10 protein-coding genes are annotated in these 13,730 nt (G+C 71.3%); 3 read left to right on the top strand and 7 right to left on the bottom strand.

Annotated elements, in window-relative coordinates; all coding sequences use genetic code 11:
* Positions 1-79 precede the first annotated feature (79 nt).
* From AC07FA_RS04695 to pepN, 3 genes are all read right to left on the bottom strand, one after another.
* Positions 80-1,510, bottom strand: a complete 1,431-nt coding sequence (locus AC07FA_RS04695) for a lysine N(6)-hydroxylase/L-ornithine N(5)-oxygenase family protein (RefSeq protein WP_479073211.1) — start codon at positions 1,508-1,510, stop codon at positions 80-82.
* On the bottom strand, positions 1,507-2,904 hold the full coding sequence (locus tag AC07FA_RS04690; protein ID WP_479073210.1) for a pyridoxal phosphate-dependent decarboxylase family protein: 1,398 nt from the start codon (positions 2,902-2,904) through the stop codon (positions 1,507-1,509). The genes AC07FA_RS04695 and AC07FA_RS04690 overlap by 4 nt, the downstream gene beginning before the upstream one ends.
* Before the next feature lie 227 nt (positions 2,905-3,131).
* Positions 3,132-5,636, bottom strand: coding sequence for an aminopeptidase N (gene pepN, locus AC07FA_RS04685; RefSeq protein ID WP_479073209.1), 2,505 nt, complete (start codon positions 5,634-5,636; stop codon positions 3,132-3,134).
* A 370-nt stretch (positions 5,637-6,006) separates the two neighbouring features.
* On the opposite strand from pepN, the gene AC07FA_RS04680 reads away from it, so the two are divergent.
* Positions 6,007-7,365, top strand: a complete 1,359-nt coding sequence (locus AC07FA_RS04680) for an outer membrane protein assembly factor BamB family protein (RefSeq protein ID WP_479073208.1) — start codon at positions 6,007-6,009, stop codon at positions 7,363-7,365.
* Positions 7,366-7,493: 128 nt separating this feature from the next.
* Here AC07FA_RS04680 and AC07FA_RS04675 read toward each other — a convergent pair whose 3' ends face one another.
* Together AC07FA_RS04675 and AC07FA_RS04670 are read right to left on the bottom strand one after the other, a co-directional pair.
* Positions 7,494-7,820: a chorismate mutase gene (locus AC07FA_RS04675; RefSeq protein ID WP_479073207.1), complete on the bottom strand. Its 327-nt coding sequence runs from the start codon at positions 7,818-7,820 to the stop codon at positions 7,494-7,496.
* A 25-nt stretch (positions 7,821-7,845) separates the two neighbouring features.
* The gene (locus tag AC07FA_RS04670) at positions 7,846-8,724 is read right to left on the bottom strand and encodes a helix-turn-helix domain-containing protein (RefSeq protein WP_479073440.1); all 879 of its coding nucleotides are present in this window, start codon (positions 8,722-8,724) and stop codon (positions 7,846-7,848) included.
* 141 nt (positions 8,725-8,865) lie between these two features.
* Here AC07FA_RS04670 and AC07FA_RS04665 point away from each other — a divergent pair, with 141 nt between their 5' ends.
* On the top strand, positions 8,866-10,674 hold the full coding sequence (locus AC07FA_RS04665; protein ID WP_479073206.1) for a glycoside hydrolase family 35 protein: 1,809 nt from the start codon (positions 8,866-8,868) through the stop codon (positions 10,672-10,674).
* Between the two features lie 13 nt (positions 10,675-10,687).
* Here the strand turns inward: AC07FA_RS04665 and AC07FA_RS04660 are convergent, their stop codons facing one another.
* Entirely contained in the window at positions 10,688-11,461 is a 774-nt protein-coding gene (locus AC07FA_RS04660; protein ID WP_479073205.1) for a S1 family peptidase, read from the bottom strand.
* A 242-nt stretch (positions 11,462-11,703) separates the two neighbouring features.
* On the opposite strand from AC07FA_RS04660, the gene AC07FA_RS04655 reads away from it, so the two are divergent.
* Positions 11,704-12,597, top strand: a complete 894-nt coding sequence (locus tag AC07FA_RS04655; protein WP_479073204.1) for a hypothetical protein — start codon at positions 11,704-11,706, stop codon at positions 12,595-12,597.
* A gap of 48 nt (positions 12,598-12,645) precedes the next feature.
* On the opposite strand, the gene AC07FA_RS04650 is transcribed toward AC07FA_RS04655, so the two are convergent.
* Positions 12,646-13,653, bottom strand: a complete 1,008-nt coding sequence (locus AC07FA_RS04650) for an SDR family oxidoreductase (protein WP_479073203.1) — start codon at positions 13,651-13,653, stop codon at positions 12,646-12,648.
* Positions 13,654-13,730: the final 77 nt, after the last annotated feature.

The following is a 13,730-nucleotide window of genomic DNA, read 5'->3' as shown; positions in this document are numbered from 1 at the left end:
TCGGGGACGGCCGCTTTCGTGTGTCCGGGCTCGGTTGTCCTGGAGGGGGCCGGGGTCAGTTGCCCTGGACGGTCCGGGGTCAGTTGCCCTGGACGAGGGGGATGAGGGCGGGGCCCTGGGCGGGGATGGTGGGCTGGTGGGCGGGGGTGAGGCCGAAGGTGGTGAAGGCGGTGCGGTCGGGGAGGGGGTAGGGGTCGGTGCCGGTGAGGTTGTTGAGGATGGTGGCGCTGCGCCAGGCGGCGAGGCCGAGGTCGGGGGCGCCGACTCCGTGGGTGTGGCGTTCGGCGTTCTGTACGTAGACGTGGCCGGTGACGGTGGGGTCGAGGACGAGGCGGAAGTGGTCGTCGATGCGGGGGCGTGCGGAGGCGTCGCGGCGCATGTAGGGGTCGAGGCCGGTGAGGAGGCCGTCGAGGGGGCGTTCGCGGTAGCCGGTGGCGAGGATGACGGCGTCGGTGGTGAGCCGGGAGCGGGTGCCTTGCTGGGTGTGTTCGAGGTGGAGTTCGACGCGGGTGGTGGCGACGCGGCCGGCGGTGCGTACGGAGACGCCGGGGGTGAGGGTGGCGTCGGGCCAGCCGCCGTGGAGGGTGCGTCGGTAGAGCTCGTCGTGGATGGCGGCGATGGTGTCGGCGTCGATGCCTTTGTGGAGCTGCCATTGGTGGGGGACGAGTTCGTCGCGTACGGATTCGGGGAGGGCGTGGAAGTAGCGGCTGTAGTCGGGGGTGAAGTGTTCGAGGCCGAGTTTCGAGTACTCCATAGGAGCGAAGGCGGCGGTGCGGGCGAGCCAGTGGATCTTTTCGGCTCCGGCGGGGCGGGCGCGGAGGAGGTCGAGGAAGATTTCCGCGCCGGACTGGCCGGAGCCGATGACGGTGATGTGTTCGGCTTTGAGGAGGCGTTCGCGGTGGGCGAGGTAGTCCGCGGAGTGGATGACGGGGACGGAGTCGGCTTCGGCGAGGGGTTTGAGGGGTTCGGGGACGAAGGGTTCGGTGCCGACGCCGATGGCGACGTGCCGGGTGTAGGCGCGGCCGAGTGCTTCGGCTTCGCCGTCGGGGTCGAGTTGGGTGAAGTCGACCTCGAAGAGGGCGCGTTCGGTGTTCCAGCGGACGGCGTCGACCTGGTGGCCGAAGTGGAGTCCGGGGAGTTGGCCGCTGACCCAGCGGCAGTAGGCGTCGTATTCGGCGCGCTGGATGTGGAAGCGCTCGGCGAAGTAGAAGGGGAAGAGTCGGTCGCGGCTGCGCAGGTAGTTGAGGAATGACCAGGGGCTGGCGGGGTCGGCGAGGGTGACGAGGTCGGCGAGGAAAGGCACTTGGAGGCTGGCGCCGTCGATGAGGAGGCCGGGGTGCCAGTGGAAGGCGGGGCGTTGTTCGTAGAACGTGGCGGTGAGTGGCTGGGGGTGGCCGGGGGCGCCGGGTACGCCGTGGGCGAGGGCGGCGAGGGAGAGGTTGAAGGGGCCGATGCCGATGCCGACGAGGTCGTGTGGCTGGTCGGGTTCGGGGGCGGGCCGGTCGGTCATCGGGGTGTGCTGCCTTCCGCGAGGCCGTCTGCGACGGTGGTGACGAGGTCGATGAGGGTGTGGAGGTCGTCCGGGGTGGTGTGGGGATTGAGAAGGGTTGCCTTGAGCCAGCGGCGGCCGTGGGCTTCGGCGCGGCCGAGTACGGCGTGGCCGCGGTTGAGGAGGGTGCGGCGGATGAGGGCGATGGTGTGGTCGGGGGCGCCGGTGGGGCGGAAGAGGACGGTGCTGATGGTGGGGCGGTCGTAGAGGTCGAGGGCGGGGTGTTTGGTGATGAGGTCGGCGAGTTGCTGGGCGGTGGTGAGGGTGCGGTCGACGAGGTCGGCGAGTCCGGTGCGGCCGAGTGCCTGGAGGGTGGCGGCGATCTTCAGGGCGTCGGGTCTGCGGGTGGTGCGCAGGGAGCGGCCGAGGAGGTCGGGGATGCCTGCTTCGGTGTCGTCGTCGGCGTTGAGGTAGGGCGCGCGGTGGTGGAGGGCGTCGAGGTCGTGGTGGTCGGGGACGGCGAGGAGTGAGGCGGGTGCGGGCTGCCAGCCGAGTTTGTGCAGGTCGAAGGTGACGCTGTGGGCGCGGTCGAGGCCGTGGAGTGTGTTCCGGTGGGTGGGGCTGAAGAGGAGTGGGCCGCCGTAGGCGGCGTCGATGTGGAGTTCGGCGCCGTGGGCGGCGCAGAGGTCGGCGATGGTGTCGAGGGGGTCGATCTGTCCGGTGTCGGTGGTGCCGGCGGTGGCGGTGACGAGGAGGGGGCGGTGGAGGCGGCTGAGGGTTTCGTCGAGTGCGGCGGGGTCGATGACGCCTGTGGGGGTGGGGACGACGACGGGTGCGGGGAGCCCGAGGAGCCAGGTGGCGCGGGTGATGCTGTGGTGGGCGTTGGCTCCGTGGACGGTCTGTACGGGGCCGTGGCGTTCGCGGGCGAGGAGCAGGGCGAGTTGGTTGGCTTCGGTGCCGCCGGTGGTGATGACGGCGTCGGGTGTGGTGGCCCGTGGGTAGATCTCGGCGGCGAGTACGGCGGTGAGGTCGGCTTCGAGGGCGGAGGCGGCGGGGGCCTGGTCCCAGGAGTCCATGGAGGGGTTGAGCACGGAGGCGGCGAGGTCGGCGGCGGCGGCGAGTGCGAGCGGTGGGGTGTGGAGGTGGGCCGCGCAGTGCGGGTGTGCCGGGTCGGCGGCGCCTTCGGCGAGTGCGGTGACGAGGGTGCGCAGGGCGTGTTCGGGGCCGGTTCCCGTGTCGGGGATGAGGGGGTGGCCGACGGTGCGCATCCGGGAGGTGGTGGTGTCGGGCCCGCCCGCGGGGAGCGGCCCGCCGCGCTGGTTGGCGCCGTGCTCCAGGGCGCTGAGCACCGTTTCGAGGAGCGGGCGCAGGGCGGCGGGGCCCGCGGTGCCTCCGGCGAGGGGTGGGGTGGGCATGGGTGATGTGGCCCTTCGGGTGCGCGGGGGTGGACATGCCAGCTTGTCCAGGTTTCGGTCGGCGCGGCCGAAGAGCACAACGATCTGAACTCTAAAGGGGTACTGGTCGTCGGTGGGGTCTGTTTGCCGGGGGTTCGCCTGCTATGGGTGTGCCCGGTCGCCCTTGGGGAGGGCGGCCGGGCACGGGTGTCGCGTGGGGGCCTGCGGGGAGTACCGGCGGCCTGGGGTCAGTGGGCGCCGCGGACGGTGAGGGCGCGGCGGAGGTCGTCGAGCTGGTCGGCGAGTTTGCGGCGCAGCGCCGGGATGAGGGCCTGGTCGTCGAGGGCCCGGGTGCCGAGGGCGAGGCTTTCGGTGTCGACACGGGTGGCGGGGAAGGCGTAGCGGCCCGCTGCTTCGGCGATGGCGGGGCCGCGGCGGACGGCGAGTGCGGTCGCGTCGGGGTAGTAGCGGGGTACGTACTCCCGTACGAGGTCGTCCTGTTCGGGCTGCCAGAAACCCTGGGCGGTGGCGGTGAAGAGGTAGTTGGAAAGGGAGTCGTCGGCGAACATGGCCTGCCAGGCGGCGGCCTTGGCTCCGGGGGTGGGGAGGGCGGCCCGGCAGCGGGCGGCGCCTTCCTGTCCGGTGGCGCTGGGGTCCTGGGCGAGTTCGGCGTCGATGGCGCTTTCGTCGGTGGCGCCGAGGACGGCGAGGCGGGTGAGGATGCGCCAGCGGAGTTCGGGGTCGAGCTCGGGTCCGCCGGGGACGGTGCCGCCGGCGAGCCAGTCCTGGATGCCGTCGGGCTGGGTGGCGGCGTCGATGAAGTGGCGTACGGCGATGAGGCGCAGGCCGGGTGCGGAGCCGTCCTCGGTGCGCCGGATCAGGTCACGGCAGATGGCGGTGAGGGTGGCCAGGGCGGTCGGGCGGTCCTCGGGGGCCAGGTAGCGGTCGGCGATGTGGAGGGACGCGAAGGAGAGGACGCCCTGGACGACGGCGAGGTCGGACTCGTGCGGGAGGTGGGTGCGGGCGGCGGCGAGGTAGGCGGCGGGAGCGAGTTCGCCGTCGCGGACCATGTCGCGTGCGGTGTTCCAGACGAGGGCGCGGGTGAGCGCGTCGGGGATGCCGGAGAGGGACCGTACGACGGTGTCCCAGGACTGGGGGTCGAGGCGGACCTTGGCGTAGGTCAGGTCGCCGTCGTTGAGGACGAGGAGTGCGGGGCGGCGGCCGGGCCGGGTGGTGGCGGTCTCGCCCTGGGGTACGTCGAGTTCGAAGCGGTCGCGCAGGACGAGCCGGTCGGGTCCGGACTGGGTGTCGAGGGAGTGTTCGTAGGCGCCGACGGTGATGCGGTGGGGGCGGCTGCCGTCGCGGTCGACGGTGACGGACCACTGGCCGTCGCTCTCGGCGACGCGGGCGGTGAGGGTGTCGATGCCGGTGGTGCGCAGCCACTGTTCGGCCCAGGCGTGGACGTCGCGTTCGGTGGCGGATGCGAGGTTGTCGATGAAGTCGGCGAGGGTGGCGTTGGCGAACTTGTGGCGGGCGAAGTGGGTGTTGATGCCGGCCAGGAAGTCCTTCTCGCCGAGCCAGGCGACGAGTTGGCGCAGGGCGGAGGCGCCCTTGGCGTAGCTGATGCCGTCGAAGTTGAGGAGGGCGGACGCGGTGTCGGGGACGGCGTCGGGGTCGGGGGCGACGGGGTGGGTGGAGGGGCGCTGGTCCGCGTCGGAGCCCCAGCCCTTGCGGGCGACACCGAATTCGACCCAGGTGTCGGTGAAGCGGGTGGCTTCGGTGAGGGTCTGGTAGCCCATGTACTCGGCGAAGGACTCGTTGAGCCAGATGTCGTCCCACCAGGAGAGGGTGACGAGGTCGCCGAACCACATGTGGGCCATCTCGTGGGAGATGACCATGGCGCGGGTCTGGCGTTCGGTGTCGGTGACGGCGGAGCGGTAGACGAATTCGTCGCGGAAGGTGACGAGCCCGGGGTTCTCCATGGCGCCCGCGTTGAACTCGGGGACGAATGCCTGGTCGTAGGAGTCGAAGGGGTAGGGCTCGTCGAACTTCTCGTGGTACCGGTCGAAGCAGGCGCGCGTGATGCCGAGGATCTCGTCGGCGTCGGCGTCGAGGTGGGGGGCGAGGGAGCGGCGGCAGTGGATACCGAAGGGCAGTCCGGCGTGTTCGGTGGTCACCGAGTACCAGGGGCCCGCGGCCACGGCGACGAGGTAGGTGGAGATGAGGGGGGTGGGTGCGATGGTCCAGCGGCCGTTGCCGGTGTGTTCGGCGATGCCGTTGCCGAGGACGGTCCAGCCGTCGGGGGCGGTGACGGTGATCTCGAAGACGGACTTGAGGTCGGGCTGGTCGAACGCGGCGAAGACGCGCTGGACGTCGTCCATGAACATCTGGGTGTAGACGTACGTCTCGCCGTCGGTCGGGTCGGTGAAGCGGTGCATGCCTTCGCCGGTGCGGGAGTAGCGCATGGCGGCGTCGGCGCGCAGTTCGTGCGGGCCCTCGGTGAGTGCCGTGAGGGGGTAGCGGTTCCCGACAAGGAGGTCCGGGTCGAGGGGCTGCCCGTCAAGCGTGACGGAGCGCAGGGTGGCGGGCTTGAGCTCGACGAACGTGTCTCCGGCCGCGTGGGCGGTGAAGTGGATGACGGTGCGGGAGCCGAAGGTCTCCTCGCCCGCGGTGAGATCGAGGTCGATCGTGTACCGGTGTACGTCGAGGAGCTGGGCTCGGGTCTGCGCTTCGTTGCGCGTCAGTACGGACATGGGCCCATGCTGCCGTACGCGTACGAGGGTGCGCAGCCGGGTTCTCGCAGGGCGGATGGCGGTCCGGGGGGCTAGGACAGCAGGCGTTCCCAGGTTCCGTCGGCCGACCACAGGCGGTGGCGTACATAGACCGTCTTCCAATCTGCCCACCCGCCGGACGTCGGAGGGGCCCGTCCCGCTGACTGCCGCGCCACCGACGGCGTTCGCAGCTCGCCCTCGGCCGGCATGTCCTCCACCGGCGCCGGATCGGCATGGACGGCTGGGAGGCCCTGCCCTTAGCCTGACCGTCGTTCGAAGATCAACGTGTCGGGCGGGTCTCCGGAACGCCGCTCGCAGGGGAATGTGCCATGCACGGCAGGGGGAACGCGTGATGTCAGGCAGATCAGGGCTCATCAAGGCGCTGGCGGGGATCGGGCTCGTGCTGGGGGTGATCGGGTCCATCACCGCCTGGTTCCTGTCGTTTGAGGGCTATCTGCCGGGCGACGCCATGGTGCGGACCTGGGCCACCGCGAAAGACCGGCCCAGCGATGGCAAGCCCAACGACAGTTGGGTTGTCGGGGACGTCGCCGTCCGCAGCCGGTTCGATGCGGTGACCGGCTTCGGCATCGCCGACGGTCAGGACGGGAAGAAGCTCTGGGAGTTCGTACCGCCCGGCCGCGCCCAGATCTGCGGGAGCGCGCCTCGTGCGGGCGAGGGGGTACTCCTGGTCGCGTACGGCATGGAGGGCAAAGCCACCAGTGGCGGGAGCGGCGAGCCCGCCCCGCCTGGCAAGGGCAAGGGCTGCTCGACCGTCGTCGCCTTCGACACGAAGGACGGGCGGGAACTGTGGAGCCTCCCGCGGACCGTCTCGGACGGCCGGTTCCCCGGGGACGGATTCCTGGAGGCGGGGGGTGGCCTGGCGTTGATCCAGCACGAACGGACCGAGCAGGAGATACGGAAGCCCGGCGGCAACCGTTCCCTGCGCGCCCTCGACCTCCGTACAGGCAAGACCCGTTGGACGGCAGCCGTTCCCGGCACGTGCGGGGTGTGGGACACGGTCGTGGGCGAGGAACAGGTCCACGCCGTCCTGGCCTGCGGCGGGGAGGACACGGACGACCCGGGCTCCGACGGCGGCGGGGACATCGAGATGATGGCGGCGGCCTTCGATCGCGGGAATGGCGCCCTGAACTGGAACGTTCCCATCGACGCCCGCCGCCCCGTATCGACGGACTCCACCGTGTTCATCGAGTCGGCCGACCCCTTGGTGCTGAAGGTCGTGCGGTCCTCAAACGGTAACTCGGGCGAGGAGACGGGCACGTTCGTCCCCTTCGACCGGGACGGACGTACCCGGCCGGGCATCGAGTTGAGCGGCGCCTACGGCCAGATCGACGCGGCGGAGGTCATCGGCGAGCGGATGTACGCGCTGGCGTGGACCTATTCCAAGGGACGGCACTACCGGCTGATCGCCTTCGACCTGAAGACCGGCGCGGAGGTGTGGAACGAAGAGCTGGACGAGCCCGCCGCCGGGCTGGCCGTGCGGGGCGACCGGATCACCGTGCTGTGTGAGTGGTCGACCCAGGCCAGCGCCATCACCGAGCTGCTCGTGTACGACGCCGGCGACGGCGAGGAGCTCGACGAGCGTCATTTCCGCGAGGAAGCGCCCACCGGCTACTTCTTCGAGCACGACGGGCGGATCATCGTCGTCGGGGCGGCCGGCGATCACGCCTTCACCGCGTTCGAGCGCTGGTGAGCCGACGGCTGTTTTCCTGCCGCGAGGCAGGTCGCCGGTCGAGGCACGGGTAGTCGACCTCGACGAGGACGACTATTGCTGAACTGCAGCTGTCCGGCCGGCCGGTCACGTGATCGGCCGGACAGCTCCTAGGCGGTTTCGCCGTGCGCCGATTCCTCGGCGATGCGCTCGTGGTGGCGGATGACCTCCGCCACGACGAAGTTCAGCAGTTTCTCGGCGAACGCCGGGTCCAGTTTCGCGCTTTCGGCGAGCTGTCGCAGCCGGGCGATCTGTCGTCCCTCGCGGGCGGGGTCGGCGGGCGGGAGGTGGTGTTCGGCCTTGAGGTGGCCGACCTGCTGGGTGCACTTGAAGCGTTCGGCGAGCATATGGACGACGGCGGCGTCGATGTTGTCGATGCTCTCGCGCAGCCGGTTCAGTTCGGCGCGTACGGACTCGTCGATGTCGCTCGTGGTCATGGTCAGCGAGCTTAAACGACGGACCTCAGCCGGTGATCGTCGGCGGGTGTTCCGGGTCGGGTATGCGGTCGCTCCAGCCGCCCGGGACGCTGCGCCCCTGCTGTTCGCGGAAGCGGACCGGGGCTGTGCCGACGCGGCGGGCGAACAGCCGGGAGAAGTACGCGGGGTCGTCGTACCCCACGCGGCGGGCGACCGCGGCGACGGGGAGGTCCGTCGCGGCGAGGAGTTCCTTGGCGCGGCCGAGCCGGATGCCCAGCAGGTAGTCCTTGGGGCTGCATCCGGCGCCCCGCCGTACCGCCGAGCGGAGTTCGGCGGGTGTCATGCCGTGGCGGGCGGCGTGTTCGGCGACGGACAGCGGCTGGAACGCGTCGCGGGCCAGGGCCTGGAGCACCGGGTCGCCGTCGGGGCCGAGGTCGGCGCGGGCCCGGCGCAGGGACACGAGGAGTTCGTGGACGGCGGCCCCCGTCTCCACTTCGAGGAGCGGGTTGCCGCGGCGGGCGGCGCGCACGATGCGGCTGACGGCGGCGCGGGGTCCTGCCGTGTCGGAGAGCGGGACGAGGGGGCGGTCGGGTTCGATGCAGCCGAGTTCGGTGTACGTCGTCGTGGCGGGGCCTGTGAAGTCGACGAAGCTCTCGTCCCAGCCGGTGGCCGGGTCGGCCCCGTAGTGGTGCGGTGTGCCGGGGGTGAGCCAGATGAGGCTGGGCGCGGTGACGGGTACCCGTCTGCCGTCCGGGCCGATGAACCAGCCGCTGCCCGAGTTGACTATCACTGCCACGTGGTGGTCCAGGGTGCGCGGGCCGACCGGCGGGAGGGCGCCGTGCTGGAGGCCCACGCCGAGACAGACCAGGCCCAGCCGGTGGTGGAGCGGGCTGGGAGTGAAGAAGCGCATCCATGTGTGGTACATCGGCCGGCCTTCCTCCCGTTCTTCGTTCTGCTTCACGTTGTGTCCAAACAGCAGTGATCTTTGTCCATGGACCGGCTGTACGCCAGAGGGCGAAGGTTGGCTGGCCAGGGACACCGAGGCACACAGGAGAGTACGAGCACGATGCCTGACTTCACCGTGGGGGACGACCACTTCCGGCTCGACGGCGAGCCCGTACGGCTGTTGTCGGGGGCGATGCACTACTTCCGGGTGCACGAGGAGCAGTGGGACCACCGGCTGTCGATGCTGCGGGCCATGGGGCTCAACTGTGTCGAGACGTACGTGCCGTGGAATCTCCATGAGCCGCGGCCCGGCCGGTTCCGTGATGTGGGCGCGCTCGGCCGGTTCCTGGACGCGGCGCGGCGGGCGGGTCTGTGGGCGATCGTCCGGCCGGGTCCGTACATCTGCGCCGAGTGGGAGAACGGTGGGCTGCCGGTCTGGGTGACGGGGCGGTTCGGGCGGCGGGTGCGGACCCGTGACGCGGAGTATCTGGCCACGGTGGAGCGGTGGTTCCGGGAGGTGCTGCCCCAGGTGGTGCAGCGGCAGATCACCCGTGGCGGTCCGGTGATCATGGTGCAGGCGGAGAACGAGTACGGGAGTTACGGCAGCGACCGGGTGCATCTGGAGCAGTTGACGGGGCTGCTGCGGCAGTGCGGGGTCACGGTGCCGCTGTTCACCTCCGACGGGCCGGAGGATCACATGCTGACCGGTGGTTCGGTGCCCGGGCTGCTGGCCACGGCGAACTTCGGTTCCGGTGCGCGGGAGGCGTTCCGGGTGCTGCGCCGCCATCAGCCGAAGGGGCCGCTGATGTGCATGGAGTTCTGGTGCGGCTGGTTCGAGCACTGGGGGGCCGACCCGGTGGTACGCGATCCGGCGGAGGCGGCCGGGGCGTTGCGGGAGATCCTGGAGTGCGGGGCGTCCGTGAACATCTACATGGCGCACGGCGGGACGAACTTCGCGGGCTGGTCCGGTGCGAACCGTTCGGGTCCGCTTCAGGACCAGGAGCTGCGGTCCACGGTGACGTCGTACGACTACGACGCGCCGGTCGACGAGTACGGGCGGCCCACGGAGAAGTTCTGGCTGATGCGCGAGGTGCTCGCCGGGTACGTGGACGGCCCGCTTCCGGAGGTGCCCGCGCCGCCGGCCGTCCTCACGGAAACGGTGCGGGTGGAGTTGACGCAGTGGGCGCCGCCGGCGGACGTTCTGGAGGCGCTGGGTGATCCGGAGACGGCGGAGAGCGGGGTGCCGCCGACGTTCGAGGAGCTCGGTGTGGACCGTGGTCTGGTGCGTTACCGGGTCGATGTGCCGGGTCCGCGCCGGCCGTATCCGCTGGGTGCTGTGGGGCTCCGGGACCGGGCGGTGGTGTACGTGGACGGTGTGCGGGCCGGTGTGCTGACCGAGGAGGACGCCACGCTCGTGGAGCCGGTCGCGGGGCCCGCGGAGGTCGAGCTGTGGGTGGAGTCGCTGGGCCGGGTCAACTACGGGCGCCGGCTGGGTGAGTCCAAGGGCATCACGGGCGGGGTGCTGCACGAGCGGCAGTTCCTGCACGGGGTGCGGGCGCGTGCGCTGAGGCTGGAGGCCTTCGACCGGGCGGACGGGGTCTCGGCGGTCGCGTTCCGGGGTGTGGGGCGGTCCGCGGTGGGGCGGACGGGTCTGTTCCGGGGGACGTTCGAGGCTCCCGGGTCGGGTACCGGCGACGGCGGGCTGGAACTGCCGGGGTGGACCCGGGGGTTCGTGTGGGTCAACGGTTTCTGTCTGGGGCGGTACTGGTCGGCCGGGCCGCAGGAGACGCTGTATGTGCCGGGTCCTGTGCTGCGGGCCGGCTCCAACGAGGTGTGGGTGCTGGAGCTGGAGGGGGCCGGCGAGCCGTTCGTGGAACTGGGTCCGGGGGTGCCCGTCCGGACGGGCACCCCCGGGGGTGTTCAGGGGTGATCAGTCAGCGGGGTCAGAGGGTGGCCGCCGCGGACGCGATGGCGGAGGCGAAGGTCGAGACCTCGGTGTAGACACCGGGGTAGCCGGCCCGTGCGCAGCCCTCGCCCCAGCTGACGATGCCGACCTGGAGCCAGGCTCCGGCGCTGTCCTTGCGGAACATGGGGCCGCCGGAGTCGCCCTGGCAGGTGTCGACGCCGCCGGTGGCGAGGTACCCGGCGCAGAGTTCCTCACCGGGGACGAGGGAGCCGCCGTACGCGTCCTGGCAGTCGGCGTCGGAGACGTACGGCACGTTCGCCTTGAGGAGGTAGCGCTGCTGGCTGCCGCCCTCGGTGGCGGCGCCCCAGCCCGCGACGGTGAAGGTGCCCTGGTTGTACGCGGTGGTCGTGGCGATCTTCAGCGTCGGCTGGTTGACGGGCGAGGCCAGCTTGATCAGCGCCCAGTCCTTGCCGGTGCCGTTGTAGCCGGGGGCCCGCAGGACCTTGGTGGACCGGACCTTGACGGCGGCGGACGACTGAAGGTCGACGACGCCCGTGGTGGCGACGATGGAGGTGTTGTTGCCCGAGCCGCTCACACAGTGGGCGGCGGTCAGGACGATGTCCTTGGCGTAGAGCGCACCGCCGCAGCCCATGGAGAGCCGGACCATGAACGGGAACTCGCCCTGGGCCGCGCGGGTTCCGCCGACGACGGGGGCGGGGGCCGCGGAGGCGGTGGGCTGGAGGCTGACGGTGGCGAGGGCCACGGCGGCTATGACGGTGCATCTTTTCAGCGCACGCAGAAGCTGCTTCAACGGACTGCCTTCTTTCGTGGGGGGTTCTCGGGGGTTGCGCGCCCTGGCCGGAGTCCTGCCACAGGCAGTTCTCGGCATGACCCCGACAAAGGCGTGGTCGATTATCGGGAAGCGATCACCGCGTCCACAAGGCGCACTTTCCGGCCATGCCCACGGCGCGCGGTGGGGTGCGCAACGGCTTCCTCACACGCCGGTCGGCTTACAGTGGGGGTCCGTTGAGCGTTACGGATGGGGGTTCCGGCGTGAGTGACGGCAGCCCGGTGGTCCATGGCTTCCCGCACATCGACACGGTCCGGTCCTCGATCACGGCGCTCTACCGGCGGATCTCCCGCGACGGTTTGCACGCGTACGCCACGAGCCTGGTGCCCGCCGATGCCGCCTTCTCCGATGCGGACGACCTGCATCTGGGAGCCCAGCGGGTGGCCCGGGCGATGGTCCAGCATCTGCGTCTGCCCGAGGCGCGCATGATCGTCGGCTTCCGGCGGATGGAGCATGCCGCGAGCGTCGAACTGGCGGCGGGACCCGAGTACTTCATCGAGCTGAACGACCGGTTTCGTACGCATCGCCGGGACATCGGAGCCGCGCTGGCGCACGAGGTCATGCATGTGCTGCTGCACCGGCTCGGGCTCGAGTTCCCCGGCACGCGCGACAACGAGATCCTCACCGACACGGCTGCGGCCTACCTCGGTGCCGGCTGGCTGCTGCTGGACGCGTTCCGGGAGGACGCCACCTCCAGCCAGAAGCTCGGCTATCTCACCCCGGAGGAGTTCGGGTACGTCCTGGCGAAGCGGGCGCTGGTCTTCGACGAGGACCCGTCGCCCTGGTTCACCAGCGCGCAGGCGTACACGGCGTACGCGAAGGGGCGGGAGCGGGCCCTGCGCGATGGCCGGCAGCCACCGTTGACCCAGGCGGGGTGGGCGGGCCGCCTCCGCTACGCGAAGGACCGGCGGTACGCGCGCGACCATCCGGGGGCCGCGGCCGACCCGGCGGTGTCATACGCCTTCGAGGACGAGGGGCAGGGGCTGCGGGTCGCCTTCAGCTGCCCCACCTGCCACCAGCGCATCCGGGTCCCGGTCCAGGGGCGGGTGCGGGCGCGGTGCGGGTTGTGCCGGACGGTGCTGGAGTGCGACACGTGAGGCGCGCGGACACTTGGTGACCTGGGCTCCGCCCCGGGGCCCCGGTTCTCACGCGCCGGACGGGCTGGGTTTGACTGCCTGAGCCGGCGACGCGGGGGACGGGGCGGGACCGGCCGGGCGGGCCGGGGGTTTCGTTCCGTACACCGCGGCTGGTGCTTCCGCCTCGGTGAGCAGCGCGCGGACCGTCCCGTCGATCTCTCCCGGGGCCCACCGCGCCCCCCGTTCCGCCGTGGGGCCCGGCTGCCAGCCCTCCATCACCGTGATCCGGCCCGCCTCCGCTTCGAAGACGCGTCCCGTCACGCCGTCGCTCGCGGCCGAGCCGAGCCACACCACGAGGGGGGAGACGTTCCCGGGTGCCATCGCGTCGAACGCCCCGTCCCCGGGCGCCGCCATCGTCTCCGCGAACGTCTGCTCGGTCATCCGGGTCCTGGCGGCCGGGGCGATGGCGTTGACCTGCACTCCGTAGCGGCCCAGTTCGGCGGCGGCGACCAGGGTCAGGGCGACGACACCGGCCTTCGCGGCGGCGTAGTTGGCCTGCCCCACGCTGCCGAGGAGCCCCGCGCCCGAACTGGTGTTGATCACCCGGGCGACGGGGGTCCGGCCCGCCCGGGTCTCCGACCGCCAGTGCGCCGCCGCGTGCTTCAGGGGAAGGAAGTGGCCCTTGAGGTGGACCCTCATCACCGCGTCCCAGTCGTCCTCGTCCAGGTTCACGAGCATCCGGTCCCGCAGGAAACCGGCGTTGTTGACCAGGGTGTCCAGTCGCCCGAAGGATTCCAGCGCGTCCGCGACCAGCGACGCCGCCCCCTCCGTCGTCGCGATGTCCCCGCCGTTGACCACCGCTTCGCCGCCCGCCGCGAGGATCTCGTCGGCCACCTGACGGGCCGGCCCGGACGAGACGCCGTCGCCCGAGGGGCCGACCCCGAGGTCGTTGACGACGACCCTGGCCCCTTCGGCGGCGAAGGCCAGCGCGTGGGCCCGGCCGAGGCCCCGCCCCGCGCCCGTCACGACGACGACCCGGCCCGCACAGAGTCCGCTTCCGCTCGCGGTCGAAGCCATCTCTCACATCTCCCCTGTTGGCGATGCGGAGGCAGGCTGCTACCTTCCACACCTAACAAATGTTTGGTGGAAAGGTA

It is taken from the genome of Streptomyces sp. NPDC045968, from assembly GCF_056430475.1.
Note: the sequence above shows the minus strand (reverse complement) of the source record. Positions and strands in the feature narration are given on the sequence as shown.